Consider the following 20017-nt stretch of genomic DNA (forward strand, 5'->3'; position numbering starts at 1 on the left):
GTGCACGCCGCTGCACCGCCAGCGCCGCGCGTTGCGCCGGCGGCTGGGCCAGGCGCGGCCCCAGCCGCCGGTGCAGCGGGCAGCAGCCCGGCGAGCTCTGCCGGGGCTGGGCCGCCGCGCAGCAGCGCGTACAGCGACAGTGGTCGCTTGCGCAGCTGTGCCAGCACAGCCTCGCGTTCAGCCTCACTAAGCTGCCGCAGCGTGCCTGTTACCGTGAACAAGCCTTTGGCTGATTCGGCCTTGCTTGCCGCTGCTGAAGCCTCTTTGCCTGCATCAACAGCGGCACTGACTTCTGCTGTCCATCCACCGGGGGACATATGCAGCTCTACATTCCATTTTTCGCTCACAACAATCCCCCTCCTTATCTCTACATTCTATATTCCCTATATATCTTAAAACTTACAGCCATGTCTCGCCCTGAAGCGAAATCAGGCCGCGCAGCTCATCATCCGACATTTCGGTCAACCAGTTCTCACCAGAACCGACGACTTGCTCAGAAAGCGCCTTTTTGCTCTCAATCAGCTCATCAATCCGTTCCTCCAGAGTTCCCTGACAGATCAGCTTATGCACCTGCACGTTCCGATTCTGCCCAATCCGGAATACCCGGTCCGTTGCCTGATTCTCCACCGCAGGATTCCACCACCGATCGTAGTGAACAACATGGCTCGCACGTGTCAGATTCAAGCCCACACCCCCGGCACGGAGAGACAGGACAAACAGAGACGGCCCCTCCCCTTTTTGGAAGGTTTCCACCATATCATCCCTCTGCGACTTCGACACACCGCCATGCAGGAAATACGGTTCTTCCTCATACCGCTGTGTGAGCCGGGATACGAGCAGTTCCCCCATCGCCACATACTGAGTGAATATCAGCGCCGATTCACCGTTATCACGGATTGCATCCAGCAACTCCAACAGACGCTCCATTTTACCGGACGCCTCAGCCTTGCCATGATCCTTGCGGCTGCTGTCCGCCAGTACAGGATGATCACAGATCTGTTTCAGCTTGGTCAGAGACGACAATACAATCCCCTTACGGGCAATACCGTTTCGTCCATCCAATCCGCCCATCAGGTCATCCACCACTCGCTGATACAGAACCGTCTGCTCTGGTGTCAGAGAACAATAGGATTTTAACTCCAGCTTCTCCGGCAGATCCTTGCGGATATCCGGATCACTTTTCAGCCTGCGCAGCATAAAGGGCGATACCAGCCGATGAAGCTCACGCAAAGATGCTGCACTTTCTTCCGACGGACCCATTCCTGTATACCGCTGGCGGAATGAAGAAGCCGTACCCAGATACCCGGGATTGAGGAATTGGAAAATGGACCACAGCTCACTTAGCCGATTCTCCACTGGTGTACCCGTCATCGCAATACGATGCGGCGTAGACAGTCGCATGACGCTTTGCGCTTGCTTCGTACGGTAATTCTTAATATATTGCGCCTCATCGAGCACAACGGTAGACCAGTGCAGTGAAGCCAGATCCGGGCCATCCCGGCCTGCCAGATGATAGGTCGTCAGCACAATATCATGGGACTGCGCTTCTGCCTGAAAAGCATTGCCATGCAAGCGTTGTCCTCCATGATGGATATATAACGACAGATTCGGGGCAAACCGCTTCAGCTCACGCTGCCAGTTCCCGAGCAACGAGGTAGGGCACACAATAAGTGCTGGCAGATGCGCATCATGCACATGTGGCTGTTCACCGTTCGCGGATTCTTCTTCCATCCCCATAAACGCTTCGTGCTCACGCGCTTCCTCAGCTGCGGCCTCTTGTTCCTCATGTTTCAAGTCCAGCAGGCAGGTAATAACCTGAATCGTTTTCCCCAGTCCCATATCATCGGCAAGACATACACCGAAACCGAGTTCACGCATGGCGGACAACCATTGGTACCCCCGCTCTTGATAAGGTCTCAACTCGCCATGCAGCTCTGCCGGAACCTGACGCGGCTCAATACTGCGGAGCACCTGTCCGTCGAGCAAAAAGGACAGCAGCCCCTCGGATTCCGCACCAAAGACGGAAAGCCCCTTCCATGCGGTATCTTCGCCTTCCTCAGCTGCGAGATGCAGCCATTCGGAGAGTGGCATATATTGTTCTTCTTCTTTTTTCATATAACGCAGAACCTGGCGAATCTCTTTCGTATCCACTTCAATCCATTCACCGCGGAACATCACATAAGGCACTGTTGCTTCCGCAAGGGCAGCCAGCTCCTCTGCCGTAACAGGTTTCCCGTCCAGCATCGGTTCTGCCTTGAAGGCAACCAGCTGCTCCATGCCCAGTGCAGACGGAGCTCCTAGCGGTCTTTCTGTTCCACGATTGATCATCTGCAAACGTAATCCGGCGCGGCGTTTCCCTGCACGGCTCCAGCGGGAAGGCATTAATACCGTTACTCCCGCCTTCTGTAGTCGAGGCACAGCATAGGTTAAAAATTCAAAAAAGGCTTGCTGTTCCAGCTTCATTCCTTCCGGTCGAGCATGAAGCAGCGCCGTTTCCAGCTCCGGTGCCAGTTCTGCCGCATGACCCAGTGCCATCAGGAGCTGTTCTGCAGCTGAACTATAACACACCTTCCCTCGATCCAGATCGCGCTCCGGATGTGCCCAGATCGTGCGTGCAGGCAATCTCAGACCAGATTCCTGCACACTATCTGCCCAGAAGGTAATCCCCCACAATGTTTCATGATCACCCAGTGGCGGTTCCAGCCGCAGTACCAGTTTCAGCTCACCTTCTGTGGGAGCCGTTTCTTCACTGCCTACCACGGGTCTCGCTGTACCACCAGCTTCTTGCAGCGTTCCAATGAGCTCTGCCATTTCTTCCGTAGGTCCCTGAACCGTCACCGGGCGGAACATCGAGATCAGACTGTTCCACCACAACTCCACTACTGGAGAGGAGCCACGCCGGAAAGATGTGCGGTAACGAGACAGTTCACTATCCATGCCTTCCATCTCACCCGTGACAACCGCATGAACCATTCCGCTCATAAATGAAAATAATACGGTCGCTCCCGCTTCCTCCCGTGATTCCGGTTCAGAAGATGCATATGCTCCGGGGGCAGACAAGCCGATCGGTGGCATGGATTCCGCCAACTCCCGGAAACGTTCCACATCCGCTTCCTGTAGCAGACGCGGACGCCATACCCCTGTCAGCGTCTCTTGCCCGGTCCGGCGACGCGCACCCGTCTTGGCGGCAAATTCAGCAGACGGAGCAAATTCTCCGCGCAGCAGCAGTTCCTGTGTAAACTGCGCTGCTTTTACCCAGTAGCGAATCTCTTCTCCAGCCTGAATTCCTGCCGCATTCAATATACTGTCATCCCAATGGAGCAGCAGCTTGAATGTATCTTTGGGCGAGATTGCCAGTCCTTCCAACGTCCGTCCGAGCAATTGACGCCGCTTCGTACCCTTCGCTTCTGCGGCATTACGCATCGGATTGGGCCAACGAAGCTCCGCAAGACGCAGAGCGGCAGGCTGAAACAGACGACCCCCGTCGCCAAAATTCAGCTTCCTTACCACGTGGCTCCATGCATCCACACGCGGCTCCGATGTTTCACCGGAAAAACAAAAAAATACGTCACCAAGCCATACTCCATACAGCGATTGCATCATTACAGTCTCCCGTCATCCCTTCGCATTGTTACTCTCCATCATATACGAAAATGCTCGGATTTAAAAACGTTTACGCATAAAAAGTGCTACATCACTTCGAAAAAACATCTCTGAACCACTTCATACTATATTATGTATGCCTATTAAAAGGTGAAACACGCCACGCCTTTGCGTTTGAAGAAAGATGCTTACACAAAAAAATGCCCCTTATCCCGAAAGGGGTAAGGAGCATTTTCATAATCCATTCGATATGTGCTTTGTATATGTCACTTATGAGTTGCATTTACTGCAATCTGGTTAAGTTGCCCAGCAATACATCCAGATTAAGAATGCCTGCCTCATGATCGTCATTGTGGGCGATTTCCTTGAATATTCCTGTTGTGTAACGACGATATTCCTCCGTAGGCTCTTCAAATCGATCATATGTCACAACGGAATCCACGGAATCCACGACGAGCGGCACATAACCGTCGTGGTAAGGCACAACAATGATGCGTGTGGCAGGTGTAGGCTCCTCATCAGGCATGCCCAGCAGAACACGTACACTGACCACAGAAACCACTTTGCCGTACAGAGGTGTAAAACCCTTGATTTCGGGACTGCCAAAAGGAACCGTGGTCACAGGGAGCATTCTGATAATTTCATGAACTTCATCAATACGAAGCGCACAAATCTGATTTCCAATCGAGAAATTAATGTATTGAACTTGAACTTCCTCATCCATAGTTATATCCAAACCCTTCTTGTTTTCAGTTTCATGGAAGTCTTGATTATCATAATCTTTACCATGAGAATTTACTTAGCACGATATCTACAGATCCAAGAACACGATCTCACGTTTTTCGTTAGATCCTTCATTTGCCGCTACTTGGACTTCACGCTGCTCAAGCCTTTACTATTATATCGGTCTATGTCAGATAAATTTTTACCTGCGGAATGATGGATGTCGATTTTGTGTCCTGATGGAAGAGCAGAGAATTCGAATCGAACAACGGTCTCGACAAGGATACCCACGTCAAAAACACCTTCATGTCCACCAGATTCGCGGACAAGAAAGTGTCTTCGGTTGGTTCTTTTCAGCCTTCCTAATACAAATGACACGCCACCTGGCGTCCCGGGGAAATCTCCCTCAGATCCGGAATAACGGATCGACATTCGTCCTTCACATACGGACAACGGGTATGAAACGTACAGCCGGACGGGGGATTCTCCGGATTGGGCACGTCGCCGCCCAGGACGATCCGTTCCTTTTGCACATTCGGATCGGGAACCGGAACAGCGGACATCAATGCTTTGGTATACGGATGCAGTGCCTCAGTGAACAACTCAGATGTGGGCGCAAGCTCAACCACTTTGCCCAGATACATAACCGCTACACGATCACTGATGAACTTGACGACGGACAGATCATGAGAGATGAACATATACGTCAGTCCGAATTGTTCCTGGAGATCCTGCATCAGGTTCAGCACCTGTGCCTGAATGGACACATCCAGCGCTGACACTGGCTCATCACACACAATGAATTTCGGGTTCAGGGCGAGGGCACGAGCAATACCGATCCGCTGGCGTTGTCCACCCGAGAACTCGTGTGGGAAGCGGTGTGCCTGATAGGGAGACAATCCGACTACTTCCATCAGCTCTTCGATTCGGCTTTTCAGCTCGTTTTTTCCCAACTTGTGATAGGTGATCAGCGGCTCCTCCAGTGTACGTTGTACCGTCCAGCGCGGATCGAGTGAGGCATACGGGTCCTGGAACACCATCTGCATATCCGTTCGGAAACGGCGCAGCTCTTCTGGGGGCAGCTTTCGTACATCCTTGCCTTCGAAGAACACCTCGCCATCCGTCGGCTCAATCAGGCGCAAAATTGCACGACCTGTGGTGGATTTGCCACAACCGGACTCTCCGACCACGGCAAGCGTCTCACCCCGCTCCACGGACAACGTAACACCATCGACTGCTTTGACGGCACCGACCTGTTTGGAGAATAGGCCCTTGCGGATCGGATAGTGCTTCTTCAGATTTCTGACTTCCAGTATCGCACTCATATGATCCCCTCCTGTTGCAGCAGACAGCGGCAGCTGTGACTTGGTGCTGTCTCCAGTAATTCGGGCTCTATCGTCTCGCATCGTGCTTCCTTCACCGGACATCGAGGGGCAAAACGGCAGCCTGACGGCATATGGGCCGGATTCGGCACCTGACCCGGGATGGACTGAAGACGATCCTGATCTCCCGCAAGCTGTGGCAGTGAAGCGAGCAAACCGCGGGTATACGGATGCTTGGGATCGGCAAAAAGGGTTTTGACATCCGTCTCTTCCACCACTTGTCCGGCATACATCACCATGACACGATCACACATCTCAGCTACAACGCCAAGATCGTGGGTAATCATCATGATTGCCATATTTTCCGTCCGCTGGAGGTCACGCATCAAGTCCAAAATTTGCGCCTGGATGGTCACATCAAGAGCCGTTGTCGGTTCATCCGCGATGAGCAGCTGCGGGCTGCATACCATCGCCATGGCGATCATCACCCGCTGGCGCATTCCACCTGAGAGCTGGTGCGGGTATTGTTCTGCAATTTTATCAGGACGGGGAATACCGACTTTGCGCAGCATCTCAACCGACCGTGCCCAAGCCTCTTTTTTGCCCAGCTTCAGATGGTATCGTGCCGCCTCAGAAATTTGTTTGCCGACTTTGAATACCGGATTAAGTGAGGTCATCGGCTCCTGAAAGATCATCGCCATTCGGTTGCCCCGAATCCGGCGAATCTCCCTTCCGGACAGCTTGAGCATATCTTTCCCCTGAAAACGGACTTGTCCGGACGCCACACGGCCTATCTTCTTGGGGAGCAGCTGCATAATCGATAACGAGGTAATACTTTTCCCGCATCCTGACTCTCCGACAATACCCAGCGTCTCACCCTGCCGTATGGAAAGGCTGATCCCGTCCACGGCGCGGATGACGCCTGCATCCGTGATAAACTCTGTCCGCAAATCCGAAACTTCGAGCAGTGCAGTCATGTTGTTCCCCTCCCATACCATTACATTCTGAATCTTCTACACCCGTACACATGTCCCTACCACTCCGTCGTTCATTCAGCTTGGTTCTCCAACCGTCCTTCTCTCCCGAAAAGAATTAACGCTTGAAGGTCGCAGCTCCTTCCGAAGATGCTTCGTTCAAAACCTTAGATGCGGTCTCCTCTTCCAGACCTTCCACACCCAAATATTTAAGCGCGCTGAGGGCATACACTTTGGCACACTGGATAATCTGCCACACGGGTGCTTTTTCATTAAAATTGTGAATCGTGCACAGCTCTGCCGGACCATATTGCAAGACCGGAATCTGATGATTGCGGAAGTGGCGTGCATCGCTGGATGCCCATTGAAGCACACCGTACGCCTCTTCGCCGCTCACTTCGCTGATGCTCTCCACCAGTTGGCTAACGATCGGTTCATGCGCTGGAGTCCAGTTTGCGTTGCCCTGAAAGCCAAACGGCTTCAGCTCTGACTCAATTCCCGCTTCAAGCAGCAGCGAGCGGGCACGATCGAGCACATCCCGGTAATCCACACCAAATGGGACACGCGAATCCACCTGAACAGTGCAGCGATCCGCAACCACATTCACCTTGGTTCCACCCTGAATTGAACCGATATTTACCGTGACATGGTCGAACACCTGATAGGCCAGACCTGCCTGTTCGCGGTCACGCGCATACTCCTGCGAGATGCGGATAATATCCTTTACTTCTTCCGGGATGTCCGGCTTGATGTCCCACAGCCGCTGCAAGGCTTCAATGCCTTTGGCTGCCTTCACAATCGCGTTATCCCCTACAATGGGCTGCAAACTGCCATGACCCGGCGTGCCTTCCACCGTGAACTCGAACCAGCAGCTCCCCTTTTGTCCAATCGTTGGATGCTGCGGGCTGGAAGGTTCAGCGATTACTGCGGCGGTTCCGGTTGCAAGACCACGTTCGAGCACCCACGGCACCCCCAGATCACCACCTGTTTCTTCATCCGGGACAATCATCAGCGACAGGTCACCACGCAAAGGCACACCCAGCTTCGCCAGAATAACCGTTGCATAGATCAGGCCCGCAAGTCCGCCCTTCATGTCGGATGCTCCGCGTCCAAGCATGTATCCGTCCTTGATTTCGCCGCAGAACGGATCAAAATCCCAACGGGAGAGATCCCCGGCTGGCACAACGTCTGTATGACCACAGAAAATGAGATGTTTATCTGACTTGTCTGCGCCTTCTCCATTCAACGTCGAGATCAGGTTAAACATGGTTTCCGTTGCCGCGTGTACTTTGGTGTCGATTCCAGCCTGATGCAGATATTCGATAATAAAAGCACTAATCTCACGCGAATCTCCTGGAGGATTCTCCGTGGGAAAACGGATCAATTGTGAACATAGCTCCAGTAATTCGTCCTGGCCTTCCTCAATTGCATCAAGTACCTTCCTTTTCCAATCCATCCTGATCAGGCTCCTTCCAAATATGGGTTGTATTGTGGTCAATACGAATCGTCAGAAGACAGGCATAATTGCCTGTCCCCCGAGACGTCCGTTCAATTACTGCTCTTTGCTAAGTGGATAGAAACGGAGAACCTCATCCGGGTAATACACATATCCGCTGACTTTGTTATTCATGCCAACAACCCGGTTGTATTCGTAAAGATATGCCCATGGCGCTTCCGTCGTAATGATCTCCTGTGCCTTCATGTACAGTTCGTTGCGTTTCGCCTGATCCGGTTCGGAGCCTGCTTCTTCCCACAGTTTGTTCACTTCCGCATTGTTGTAATGAATGTAGTTGGATGAGCCTTCACCGTAGAGCAGGAAGCCCAGGTGGTATCCAGGATCGTTAACAAAAGAAGTCCATTTGGAGATGTAAGAGACTAAATTCCCGTCTTTTTGCTGTTCCAGGAACTGAGCACGAGCCACTTTGTTAATGTTCATTTTGACACCGATTTTGGCCAACTCAGCTTGGATCAGAACCGCGTCATATTCCCAATCATCAAATCCGGAACCGAGGGTAAAGTCAAAGCTGAACCCTTCCGCATAACCTGCTTCTTTCAACAATTCCTTGGCTTTGTCCAGATTGTACTCGTACACATAGCCTGCATCCGTAAAACCTGGTGTGTTGCTTGCTACAGCACTCTTCATCTCTTTGGCCTGACCGTACATAACATCGTTGATTAATTGGTCATACGGGATCGCATAGCTGATGGCCTGACGCACTTTTTCATTATCAAACGGTTTGACATTGTTGTTCATCGCGAAGAACAAAATGCGGTTACTCGCATTCGACTTGATGGTTAAATTACTGTTCTCCTGCAAAGCCGCAACATCTTTGGGAGGAATCTCGATCGCCATGTCTACGTCACTTTTGTTCAGCAGCAGCACACGGTTGGAGGCTTCTTTCGTGAATTTCAGTGTGACTTTGCTGAGCTTCGGTGCACCTTGCCAGTAGTCGTTGTTGGCCTGGAAGACCGCTTCACTGGCCGGGTCCCATTTTTCAAGCGTGAACGGTCCTGATCCGGCCGCATTTGTTTTCAAATAATCGTCACCTTTTTCCTCGACCAACTTCTGGTCCACAATGGAGAAGGTATACATGGCAATGATTTGGGTGAACATGTGGTTTGCTTTATTCAGTACGATCTCGACGGTGGAGTCATCCTTGGCAGTCACACTCTTAATGTCCGCCATTCCGTATAGAAAGCTGCCGGAGCTGGACTTCGCTACACGGTCAAAAGAGTACACAACTGCATCCGCATTGACCGGATTTCCACTTTGGAATTTCAAATTGCTTTTGATTTTGAATGTATACGTCATATTGTCATCAGACACTTCCCAGCTCTCGGCGAGCATCGGCTGAATATCCTCTGTGTTGGCAACGTCAGCACCATCTACCGTTTTGACACCATAGGTTACCAACTGGTCATAGGTTGCCAGAACCAATGTATCCGAGGTCAGGTCATTCGCCTCCGCCGGGTCCATCGTAGTTCCACCCTCAGAGTAAGCAACCGTCAGTGTAGGCGCGGGCTTCGTATTCTCTCCTGAGCCGGATGCCGCAGGCTGCTGGTTGGCATTGCTGGCACAGCCGCCAAGAACAACGGTAAGAGCAATCATTGCAGAAAACCATTTGAGCTTTTTCATTTTTAGTTTCCTCCCCTTTTTGAACCAGTCTTATGATGTGATACTGTAAAACGTTGCAGCTTTTATTAGACAGAGCGAATGTGTGCACCAGTACCTGATAAGCAGTTTGCTTATTTTCCTGATACCAACCGCAGCAGCATTCGATCCGCCTACTGCCGGTGAGGGAACCTTGCATGCCCTTATCTCAGACATTCCCCGCAAATCAGTTCCCCCATCAGCTATCTATGAATCGGTTCTGTAGAGGCAGATGTGACCATCCTCTATTTTCCCGAACGCAACCTTGGGTCCAGTACATCACGGAAACCATCGCCGAGCAGGTTAAAGCCAAGAATGGATGTGGCTATAGCCAGCCCAGGGAACGTCACGAGCCACCATTGTCCGGAAATGATATACTCCCGACCTTCAGAGATCATGGCTCCCCATTCGGCTGTAGGCGGTTTAACACCAAGACCGAGAAAGCTCAAACTGGATGCCGTCAGAATGGCAAAACCCATACCGAGTGTGGCCTGTACCAACAGCGGTGCCAAAGCATTCGGCAAAATGTGGCGAAACAGAATCACTCTGTCCCTTACACCAATGGCTCTGCTGGCCTCCACGTACTCCTTCTCGCGCAAGGATACCGTCTGTCCATACATCAATCTGGCAAACTCAGGAATGCCGACAATCCCTACAGCAATCATGGCACTCGTCAGTCCGTTGCCAATTGAAGCCGCAATGGCCATGGAGAGGACCAGCGAGGGAAAGGCAAGCAGTACATCCATCACCCGCATAATGATATTGCCAGTACGTCCACCGTAATAAGCAGCAATTCCACCAAGCGGAACCCCTATTACAAACGAGATGCTGACGGCAATCAAGCCCGTCCAAATGCTTATTCTGGCTCCATACAGAACACGACTCAGAATGTCCCGGCCATAGTTATCCGTACCAAACCAGTGACCACCTGACGGGGATTCCAGCTTCACAGCCGTATTCGTCACGTACGGATCATAAGGGGCAATCCACGGCGCAATAGCAGCAATGACAGTCCACATGACAATAAAGGTCAGACCAATGACAGCGAGCCGATTGCGAAGCAACAGTCTCAAAAAGGTTTTGGGTTTGGGAACAACCGCTGGTACAGGTTTGGTTCCCATGGAAGTCGGTGCGGCAGTACTCACAGCGGTACTCCTCCTTTCGCGGCAACCCTATTCATAACGGATTCGTGGATCTATCAATCCATAGACCAGATCCACCGCCAGATTTATAAAGCTGAACAGAATGGCACTTACGAGTGTGAACGCCTGAATTGGTGCATAATCGGCAGCCAGAATCGAATCTGTGACATAACCGCCGACACCAGGCCAGGAAAAGATCGTTTCCGTAATTACCGCACCACCGAGTAATCCACCGAACTGAAGGCCAAGTACGGTCAACGTGGGAATCAGAGCATTGATCAGGGTGTGTTTGCCGACGACAGCGGTTTCACTCAAGCCCTTGGCTCGTGCAGTACGCACATAATCCTGTCCGATGACTTCCAGCATGCTGGATCTGGTCATACGCGCTACAATCGCCATCGTTCCTGTGCTTAGGCATATCGCCGGGAGCAGCAAATGTGCAAGACTGCTTTTGAGTGCAACCATATCTCCGGTCATAAGACTGTCTATCACGTACAATCCGGTGATATGCGTCGGCGGATTGAGGTCCCCGCTAATGCGTCCCATTGGAGCTGGAGCCCAGCCAAGGATGGAATAGAAGATGTAAATAAATAGCAGTCCCAGCCAGAAGATCGGTACACATGCTCCAATCAGGGAGAACACTCTGGAGATGTGGTCCATAAAGGACTCTTTTCGAGTTGCGGCGATGATACCTACCGGAATCGCAACACAGATGGCTATAATCACACTGGCCAGCGTCAGCTCAATGGTTGCCGGAAAGCGGGTGGCGAAATCACTCAGCACCGTATGACCAGTATGGTAGGCGAAGCCCAGATTGCCTTGAAGCAACTGTCCCACGTAGCTAAAAAATTGTACAAATAATGGCTTGTCCAATCCCATGTCCATTCGGATTTTGGCAATGACATCATCCGTGGCCTGTTCGCCAGCCATGACAATGGCCGGATCTCCCGGAAGAACGCGGGACAGGATGAAGGTAATCACCACAATGCCGATCAGCGCCGGAATCATCTGCAGCAGCCTTCGGAGCGTGTAAGCAAACAATCGATCAACCCCTTTAACTCTGATGTCTCACTTGCTGTTTTACGGTTCTCTGTGGACGGCCCAGTCTAGAAAACTTGTCTGTTCATCCGTCTCTTCTTTGTAATTGTGCTTATTTTACCTATAATCCTTGCGTCGAACTACGTCCCTTTTAGCTAAAAAAAAGCACAACCGTTTGTCGATTGTGCACTAATGTCTCCTATTAATGTTATGTTAAATTACACTCTAAGACATAGTTCGCTATTTTTCGACCTATATCTACCATATCCTCCATTGTTGATTTTGCTGAAAAGCAAGTGCCCGATTGGTAGGACCTACACCTCTTGTTTATCCTGCTTCATGTAGTAATACACAAGACACAGATGACAGACAAATTGTTCACGCGGCTGGTTCAGGTCGAAGCCTGTAATATCCCGGATACGCTCCAGCCGGTATTTCACGGAATTCCGGTGAATATAGAGGCGATTTGCTGTCTCGATCAGGCTCCCCCTGCTTTCCAGATAATAAAAAAAGGTCCGCAGCAAGTCACCACTGTGTTCATCGTCATAAGCCCGCAATTTTCCCAGCTTCCGCTCAAACAATGCCGCAAAACCCGGATCATTCGCCGTTTCACTCAGCAAATGATATACCTCCACATCCTCAAACCGGGTTGTACGCCCACCCGACAAACGGGAGGATACCATCAGGGCATTCCTGGCCTCCCCATAGCTTTGATGCATATTCCAAAGTGGAACTTGGGTGCCCACGCCTGTCCTGAACTGTCCAAGCTTGTTGGCAGGATCTTCGAGCCATAGCCCAATGGTATCGGTCCAGGATTGAACGTCATCCATCCACACTGCATCCCTGGACTCCGGTGTTGGCAAAAAGAGGACTGCCCTGTTGGTCCGGAACTCAATATGAGGCGCTACTCTCCGTTTTCTGGCCTCCTGACCAAGCAATTCAGTCAACAGGTCTTCATCCGGAGCCGTCTCCCCTTCTATCACGGCCACTTCCCATAAATGCTCCGGATTCATGCCGAGCTTGCGACCTCTCGATTCAGCTTCATGCGGTAACAGTAGAGGGGGTGTCAGCAGCTCGTCGATGAAATTGCCTCGAAGACGCAATTCGGTATCTTCCGCCACCTTGTTCCTCATCAATTCCAGCGATAGTACCAGTCTGGCCTGTTCAATGCCGACTTGTTCCATCTCATCCAGGGAGTCCTTGTCCACCAGCAGCCGAGCAACCTTGCGCCGATCCAGATTAATCTCCCATACGAGTGGGTCCACAGCTTCCTTCCAGTCATAATCCGGTGGTGAAGACACAATCATCTGTCCCGCATTATCGATAACACCTACAGGTGCCTGAAGCAGTTCAGCCACATTGTCTCCTACAGCCTGAATCCCGCTGTTTTCAAGCACCATGGTCATCAGCGTCCGATATACTTCCTCTGACCTGCGAAGCAGTGCGGCCTGTCGATCCAGTACCAATTCCATAACAGGCTGCGTAATATCCATGTAGGGTATTTCCGGAGGAATCTCAATGATGGGCAAACCGCAGTCATTACTGGCTGCAACGGCTTCTTTCGGGATTTCTTTGAGGAAACGCGCTGGCTTGATGGCCAAAGCAGCAGCCCCGGCTTCATTAAGCGTATAAATCAGTTCTCCGAGCAACCCGGGATTATCGCGAATCGAATAGGCTGTTGTCAGCATAAGCATGCCTTCTCGCAACCATCCTTGCAGATCGGGCACCTCCATAATATCCACGAACCGCACAACCCGATCCAATCCCTGGTGTCCGCTAATGACTTTGGCCTTGCTGAGTATAGGAATATTCAACAGTTCCTTCAATGTTATACCTGTCGTTTTCAAGCCTATCGACCACCCTGAGCCAGATTTGCATATCATTCTTGCATACTGCATCTCATTTTTTTGGATAGTTTACCAGACTATCTATTCAAAAAAAACGGGAAATTCTGTGATATCCATATAAAATGAAATGATTTCACAAAATAAAGTAATAATAATACGTTGTTAGATGTAGTTAATGACATTAAAAATAAACTCATCGCTTTATCGCGCCACATCAAAATAAAACAGAATACATTATACATACCCCCTTTGCATACATTCGCCGCGCTACTCCCATCACACCCGACACCCTTTATCCAGCACAAATAACGCCGATGCAGTTATTCACCCTAGCATCGGCGTTAGAATTCAAACCCTACAAACCTAAAAGTCAGCCAATAGCAAACATCCCGCACGCCCTTGATCACACATTCAATGCAGACACGGCTGCCCCTAATGAATAGATCGGGTCAAGCGCTCGGATATGCAGTTCTTTTTCCACTTCCATGGCGAAACCCATCGTGGCAAAACCGGTGCACGCAAGAACGATGGACTCGGCGCCCTCCGCCTTCAGTCTTCTGGCGGCTTCCATTGCCGCGATTCGCCCTTGTGGCGTGTTGAGATCCAGCGTAGTTACCACACCTTCGGGACGCTCCATCCCAATATAGGCATCACCCAGTATTCCTCGAATCAGGAGTGGCACTTCCTTCAGGATGGTCAATACGCCTACTCGCGCTGCTGAAGTAAGCGCAAGATGTGCAGCACATGATCCAGCACCATAGACGGGGATGTGAACAGCGGAACGTATGTCTGCAAGAGCTGGATCGGCTGCACAACTGATACCGATAGCGGTACAGCCTTCCTGTTTGAGTTCCCGCGCCAGATCCACAATTTTGGGAATCGATTGAAGCTCTGTGGCCTGATCATATACCCCCAGCGGTTGATCGGGAATACAGCGACTCCGAACCGGAACGCCATATCGCCCTTCAATCAATGCCCCGTGTCTGTGGATATCCTCTTCATGATGAAGCGTAATCACTCTGATAAGACCCAACATCGGCATTCCTCCCCAGGCTGTGGATATCTTGTGCGTATGTTACCCACAAACTGTTGATAGTTACCCCCAGTTATGTGGATAACTATTTATATATTGTGAATATGTTGTGTATTTGTCGCCAAACCTACCGCGTAATTTACGCATCGGTCCCCATTGTGGATATGTTGTGTACGCTCTCATACACCTTTTCTTTGATCCACAAGGATATCTCTTGATTTTTCTGCTCTATTTCTGATCGAGCAATTCTCCCTGACGCATAATAAGCACATCATCAACATACACATCCGGTTTCTGCACAACGGCATCAATATGAACCCCAGCTGCAACTGTGCCACCAAAGGTATTGTTACTGCCAAAAGCAACATGAATCGTGCCGTAGACTTTCTCGTCCTCCAGGACAACACCTGTAATTCGAGCCTTGTCATTGGTACCAATGCCGAATTCCCCAAGAATCCGACCATCACCTTCGCCCAGCATGGATAACAACTTGTCTCCTTCAGCGCCAGTTGCCGTAATAAGGCGGCCCTCTCTAACCGTCAATAGAACAGGTTCGCTGATCGCACCTATTCCTGCGATTGAGCCGTCCACCAGGATTTCACCCTCTCCAATACCTTCAACGGGGGCGATATACGCTTCGCCGGAAGGCAAATTGCCGGACTCACCTGGCTTGAGGTACATTCCTGTACTCGGTACGCCATTGCGTCCCTGTATGGAGAACGACAGCTGGTGTCCATCTTTCTCGATGCGGACGCTGCTGCCTGCACTTAGCATGGCTGTGACCTTATCTGTCAAAGCCTTCACTTTGGGATATTCTGCGGTGATAGCGCCGTTCATGAACATATCGTCCGTCATACCCGGCATCGTCGCTACCCGAGTTCCAGCAGCAGCTGCCGCCTGTTTACGAGCCTGCGTATGGGTTAGTGAATAGCGGGTTACGCATACGGCAACATCTGCACGCTTCATCGCTTCGGCAATCGGTGCAGGCGGCTCTTCACCGGATTTGCTTCGTTCCTTCATCACCATTAGCACCGCATCCGCTCCCAATGCCTTGCCAGCCTCATATATGGATTCGGCCAGTTCTCTCTTGGCATCATCCGCCACGACAGCCAGCGTCTCACCACTGCGAAGTCCAAGGCATTCCACCAAAACATTTTTACTGACGTCAATTCGTTGCTGATTCATCTGTTCGTCTCCTCCTGTGTCAGACCATTTCCGCTACTAGCTTACCCATTAGAGCATTCGACAAAATGACCGGGATTCCTGCGCTGGCATTGGCAACCCACTGACGGTGGCGCTCATCATACCCCATGCAATCCAGTAAAATGAGTTCAACACGTCCCTTCAGTGATTCAGCCGCCTGACGGAATTCGGCTTCGCCGGATGTGTAGGGAGAAGCTGCGGCAAATGCAGGCTGGACCAGGGAAGAAAACTTCAGATCGAGCTGTCCGCCTTGCTCGGGTAATGGCCCGATAAGCCCGAGACGTCGGCCATCGGCCATCGCCTGTACGGCTGGAGGAATAATGCGATCAGGTTCAATAAGGTGCACCTCGGCTGAACGCAGACCCGGGAATGAACCTGTGCACAGCAACAAAACATTGGAGATGCCCAAGGCTTCGATCTCACGGATTTTGCAATCCAATATCGGCCTGATTTTTTCACGGGATACGATGGCTGCACTGCCGTCCAGCAGACGGGAAGTCAGGACATAATCACCAGGCTCCGGTGCCAGCTTAACAATCTGTGCTGCCGACAGTCCGTCCAACAACCCGACCTGAACAAGTTCGGCCCGCCCCTCCAGATGCTTCTCAATGACAGGCGCAACATCGGTCCGTGGAGCTTGTCCAATCGTAATCATGCCAAGCTGCTTAATCATCTTATAGCCTCCTACATATCAGATCGGCTGGTAGATGCCACGTTTATCCATAGCAGCATTTCTACCTGCCGCATCAATCGTGACCTTCTCGGATTAAACTATGCAGAAGGAGCGGCCTGCTGTATCCCCGGGGTCTGAAGCACTTTCATCGATCCATACAGACGAGTAATCAGGTTATATTCCTCCTCGTTGTAGAACGAACAGGTGCCATTCGTGAATTCCTTGGCTGTCTCCACGACCAAACGAACTGCGCTTGCAATATCAACCTCATGGCTCGCTCCTGTGCCGCATCCCGGGACTGCAGATTGAGCGGTTATAGCTACGCCTACAACGGGTGCATGGGTAGCCACAGCTGGCTGCAAAATGGAATTGATATGGTATAAGTCATTGCCATAAGGCGTAATATCCTGCGTCGTAATCGGGAAAGTCACCGGTAGCTGCCCTGTGGTCATCTCCATGATTCGGAGCAAATCGTCACTTACCCGTAAAATGTATCCCTCTTTCACCGTTGGCGAAATGGCGATGCCTTTATGGTTAATCACCCGGTTTCCTTTGGTGGTATCAATGGACAGGATGGCTTCCATCTCGGGCAGAACCTCATGCTCATTCATCTGCAAAATGTCGACCGGAGAGTCCATAAAATCAACCGGCTCATGCGGAAGAGTAGGGGCATCCGGACAGATATGCGTCGTCACAATGACATCTCCCTTGAGCGAATCACCCTTGGTCTGCATATCGGCGAGTTTCAGTCCTGCTGCGACAGCAGCGACGGCGCCATCGGCATCCGACACGAGTCCGATGCGTGTTGGACGGGCACCGATTCCACCCAGTCGTCCGACAATTCCCATCGTCGGGGCCTGCCCTCCGGACAGCTTGCCGTCCGTACCGGGGATGATGATTTTAACAAAATCCGTACTTCCCTTTTCCCCTTGTACCGTCAGCACTTCAACCGAAACCTGTGGATATTGAACAAATAATTGCTTTACACTCTCACCATTTACATAAGCGCTGTCCAGCGCGTCCAGTGCCAATAACGTTTTTTGAAGTGGCATCGTACACATCCTCCTCTTGGCTGTTGATCTTGAAATCAAGTCTATCGCAGTTCAGAAGAGGGTCACAATGTACCGCCTTGCCAAAATGAGCATCGTTTTATTGTGCGACAAGTATAAATGGGAGTGAAAATAACGCTTTCATTCATTTTAACTAACTGTATGTGTAATATATTGTAACATTTTGTTCTTGAGCGACCTGAATATTGTGTTATTTCGGGAATGCACACTTCATTTCTTCGCGTACCTTCCCTTCACTTGCCATTCCACAAGCAGTGAAGCTGTTTCTTCCGCATGAAACAGGGGAAATTGGTGTCCATAGGGCAGTTCCACTTGTTGGACGGATGAATGGAGATTTTCCGGGCGCGCGTATCCCTTATCGTTTGTCCCCCACATCATGAGTGTGCGCTGCGCATCTGCACTTGTCTGCGACACTTTATCATTGGAATGAAACTGTATCCAGTGGAGCAAATCAGCATTCGCTCCTGCGATGCGGGGAGACTTCAAACCAGAAGAAGCACTCCTCGCATAGCCTTCCAGCAGGGTTGGATTGATCTCAGAAGCATCTGTGCTCTTTAGCTGCTCGACCACTTGCTGTGGGGTCATCCGTGATAACATTCCTTGCAGCATTCTTCTCGGGAACTTTGATATCAGGCGCTGTATTCTGTCCTTCGATTCTCCCCACACGGGTTGCAGCATGGCGAGCTGAATATGTTCCCTCACACTCTCCTGCATGACCATTGCGGCTATAGCTGCCCCAACGGAATGTCCTATCAGTTTGACTGGACCTTGTACCTCATTCAGAACACTTCGAACCGCCTCGACCTGTCCTTTGAAAGCCATCCCTTTTCCCCTGTTCCGATGAACTGGAGAACGCCCAAATCCGGCAAGATCCACAAGCCATGCCGGGTTTCCCGTCATACTCCATAACGCATCTCCCAGAGGAATCATATCGTCAGCACTGCTCATCAAACCATGAACAATCACCCATGGGTCACCCTGACCCTCATGGACCAGCACCGCCAGATTGCCCTTGCGCGTCCGAGTCCAGCCTTGAGGCAGATCATTCTGTGCAGGATAGCTGAAACGATAATCTAAATCGGCTGTCACGTAAGGCAATAGCTCGCTAACTTCAGGCAACTTTAGTCCCATTCGCTGAAATAACCGCTCCGTCTGCTGCACTTCAAACTCTTGTTTGGTAATAAACGCGATTGATTCGGGCGGTATTCCGCTGATCTTTGTGCCACCAGCCTTCATCGCTGCATGGATCATGGGCAGAGGCACTGACCATCGAGGTGCAGATACATCCAACTCTGCCGCAAGTAACCGAATCAGTTCCTTCATATCCGGACTGTCGGCTTTTCTGGACAACAAGGGATATGTGCCGCCGGATGGATTGCTGTCCTGAGTTAGAAAAACGAGAGTCTGTGCCACCACATCATTGGATACAAGGGGCAGCCAATGCTGTAGGCCACCAGGAATCACCGGCATTCTACGCCTTCTCATCGCTTGTATCATCATGCCAATTCCGCCGGTTTGTTCAGTTGCACCTGTGGGATATGGACCGACGACCGTACTCGGGTTTACAACAGATAAGACATATGAATGCTGCTCAGCGTGCTGTCGAATATAACGGTCCGCTTCGAATTTCATATGCTCATAGGCACTTTCGGAATGGAACGCTTTGCTCATCCATGATTTCTGTCTGTTCGACTTATCCTCAGCATCTCCATTGGCTGATGATATGGGCGGAGAGTTCTTCCTTCCATATGGACTCATAAAACCAACCACGTGGATAAAGTGCCTCAATCCGTGTTTGCGCTGAATATCTTCGGCGAGTTCGGCAATGCCTCTTGCTCCATTCATAAAAATCTTTTCTGCCACCTTCGGTTGCAATGTGACATCCATCGTTCCACCTGCATGAATAATGATGTTGGCCTGAAGAGCACGCTCACGATCGGCTTTGGTTAGGCCGAGGCCAGGAGCTGACAAATCCCCCTGAATACAGGTTATCCGGCTGAAATTCGTTACTCCGTATGCATTCAGAACCATCCTCGCTTTGGATTCAGAGCGCACAAGCAGCACTAACTGCGCCTCACTGTTCCAAAGTTGTTTTACTGCCTCTTTACCTATAAATCCGGTACTGCCCGTCATCAAAATAGTTCTTGATTCAGTCGCTATGTTGTTCTTAGCCGAATTAGTTTCAGTCTTACGTTCTGCGTTTGAAAATGACGAAGTATGTACACTCATTTCTAATCT

At 50.9% G+C, this 20017-nt stretch carries 15 protein-coding genes and 1 pseudogene; 1 reads left to right on the top strand and 15 read right to left on the bottom strand.

Annotation, left to right across the window (positions count from 1 at the left end):
• Window positions 1–396 (top strand): annotated as a pseudogene (locus QP794_RS32570) (hypothetical protein); the annotation flags it as partial.
• A gap of 3 nt (window positions 397–399) precedes the next feature.
• Here the strand turns inward: QP794_RS32570 and QP794_RS32575 are convergent.
• From QP794_RS32575 to QP794_RS32645, 15 genes are all read right to left on the bottom strand, one after another.
• Window positions 400–3603: a DEAD/DEAH box helicase gene (locus QP794_RS32575; RefSeq protein WP_285080776.1), complete on the bottom strand. Its 3204-nt coding sequence runs from the start codon at window positions 3601–3603 to the stop codon at window positions 400–402.
• Window positions 3604–3886: 283 nt separating this feature from the next.
• Complete coding sequence (locus tag QP794_RS32580; RefSeq protein ID WP_285080777.1) at window positions 3887–4327, bottom strand: chemotaxis protein CheW; 441 nt, start codon at window positions 4325–4327, stop codon at window positions 3887–3889.
• A 140-nt stretch (window positions 4328–4467) separates the two neighbouring features.
• Window positions 4468–4704 carry a hypothetical protein gene (locus QP794_RS32585; protein ID WP_285080778.1) on the bottom strand — a complete coding sequence of 79 codons (237 nt, stop codon included), beginning with the start codon at window positions 4702–4704 and terminating at the stop codon, window positions 4468–4470.
• Window positions 4689–5651, bottom strand: coding sequence for an ABC transporter ATP-binding protein (locus tag QP794_RS32590; RefSeq protein ID WP_285080794.1), 963 nt, complete (start codon window positions 5649–5651; stop codon window positions 4689–4691). Before QP794_RS32590 ends, QP794_RS32585 begins: the two co-directional genes overlap by 16 nt.
• Window positions 5648–6625, bottom strand: a complete 978-nt coding sequence (locus QP794_RS32595) for an ABC transporter ATP-binding protein (protein ID WP_285080779.1) — start codon at window positions 6623–6625, stop codon at window positions 5648–5650. Before QP794_RS32595 ends, QP794_RS32590 begins: the two co-directional genes overlap by 4 nt.
• Before the next feature lie 115 nt (window positions 6626–6740).
• A complete protein-coding gene (locus QP794_RS32600; protein WP_285080780.1) occupies window positions 6741–8078 on the bottom strand; it encodes a M20 family metallopeptidase in 1338 nt (445 codons plus the stop codon).
• Window positions 8079–8174: 96 nt separating this feature from the next.
• On the bottom strand, window positions 8175–9758 hold the full coding sequence (locus QP794_RS32605) for an ABC transporter substrate-binding protein (protein WP_285080781.1): 1584 nt from the start codon (window positions 9756–9758) through the stop codon (window positions 8175–8177).
• Window positions 9759–10018: 260 nt separating this feature from the next.
• Window positions 10019–10894 carry an ABC transporter permease gene (locus QP794_RS32610; RefSeq protein WP_285080795.1) on the bottom strand — a complete coding sequence of 292 codons (876 nt, stop codon included), beginning with the start codon at window positions 10892–10894 and terminating at the stop codon, window positions 10019–10021.
• A 51-nt stretch (window positions 10895–10945) separates the two neighbouring features.
• Window positions 10946–11956: an ABC transporter permease gene (locus QP794_RS32615; protein ID WP_285080783.1), complete on the bottom strand. Its 1011-nt coding sequence runs from the start codon at window positions 11954–11956 to the stop codon at window positions 10946–10948.
• A 311-nt stretch (window positions 11957–12267) separates the two neighbouring features.
• Complete coding sequence (locus tag QP794_RS32620; RefSeq protein WP_285080784.1) at window positions 12268–13800, bottom strand: PucR family transcriptional regulator; 1533 nt, start codon at window positions 13798–13800, stop codon at window positions 12268–12270.
• Between the two features lie 403 nt (window positions 13801–14203).
• Window positions 14204–14836 carry an aspartate/glutamate racemase family protein gene (locus QP794_RS32625; RefSeq protein WP_285080785.1) on the bottom strand — a complete coding sequence of 211 codons (633 nt, stop codon included), beginning with the start codon at window positions 14834–14836 and terminating at the stop codon, window positions 14204–14206.
• A gap of 225 nt (window positions 14837–15061) precedes the next feature.
• Window positions 15062–16018: an aminopeptidase gene (locus QP794_RS32630; protein WP_285080786.1), complete on the bottom strand. Its 957-nt coding sequence runs from the start codon at window positions 16016–16018 to the stop codon at window positions 15062–15064.
• 19 nt (window positions 16019–16037) lie between these two features.
• Window positions 16038–16709 (bottom strand): AroM family protein, encoded by a 672-nt coding sequence (locus QP794_RS32635; protein ID WP_285080787.1) that lies wholly within the window; start codon window positions 16707–16709, stop codon window positions 16038–16040.
• A gap of 98 nt (window positions 16710–16807) precedes the next feature.
• A complete protein-coding gene (locus QP794_RS32640) occupies window positions 16808–17761 on the bottom strand; it encodes a DUF1177 domain-containing protein (protein WP_079348792.1) in 954 nt (317 codons plus the stop codon).
• 228 nt (window positions 17762–17989) lie between these two features.
• Entirely contained in the window at window positions 17990–20008 is a 2019-nt protein-coding gene (locus tag QP794_RS32645; protein ID WP_285080788.1) for an alpha/beta fold hydrolase, read from the bottom strand.
• Window positions 20009–20017: the final 9 nt, after the last annotated feature.

This window comes from Paenibacillus sp. UMB7766-LJ446, from assembly GCF_030226665.1.
GTDB lineage: Bacteria > Bacillota > Bacilli > Paenibacillales > Paenibacillaceae > Paenibacillus > Paenibacillus vandeheii.

Bases quoted from the DNA above. Each gene is read 5' to 3' on its own strand.
- QP794_RS32630 (WP_285080786.1), bottom strand. From the start codon at position 16,018: ATGAATCAGCAACGAATTGACGTCAGTAAAAATGTTTTGGTGGAATGC.
- QP794_RS32640 (WP_079348792.1), bottom strand. From the start codon at position 17,761: ATGCCACTTCAAAAAACGTTATTGGCACTGGACGCGCTGGACAGCGCT.
- QP794_RS32575 (WP_285080776.1), bottom strand. From the start codon at position 3,603: ATGATGCAATCGCTGTATGGAGTATGGCTTGGTGACGTATTTTTTTGT.
- QP794_RS32610 (WP_285080795.1), bottom strand. From the start codon at position 10,894: ATGGGAACCAAACCTGTACCAGCGGTTGTTCCCAAACCCAAAACCTTT.
- QP794_RS32635 (WP_285080787.1), bottom strand. From the start codon at position 16,709: ATGATTAAGCAGCTTGGCATGATTACGATTGGACAAGCTCCACGGACC.
- QP794_RS32600 (WP_285080780.1), bottom strand. From the start codon at position 8,078: ATGGATTGGAAAAGGAAGGTACTTGATGCAATTGAGGAAGGCCAGGAC.
- QP794_RS32580 (WP_285080777.1), bottom strand. From the start codon at position 4,327: ATGGATGAGGAAGTTCAAGTTCAATACATTAATTTCTCGATTGGAAAT.
- QP794_RS32595 (WP_285080779.1), bottom strand. From the start codon at position 6,625: ATGACTGCACTGCTCGAAGTTTCGGATTTGCGGACAGAGTTTATCACG.
- QP794_RS32590 (WP_285080794.1), bottom strand. From the start codon at position 5,651: ATGAGTGCGATACTGGAAGTCAGAAATCTGAAGAAGCACTATCCGATC.
- QP794_RS32605 (WP_285080781.1), bottom strand. From the start codon at position 9,758: ATGAAAAAGCTCAAATGGTTTTCTGCAATGATTGCTCTTACCGTTGTT.
- QP794_RS32625 (WP_285080785.1), bottom strand. From the start codon at position 14,836: ATGTTGGGTCTTATCAGAGTGATTACGCTTCATCATGAAGAGGATATC.
- QP794_RS32645 (WP_285080788.1), bottom strand. From the start codon at position 20,008: ATGAGTGTACATACTTCGTCATTTTCAAACGCAGAACGTAAGACTGAA.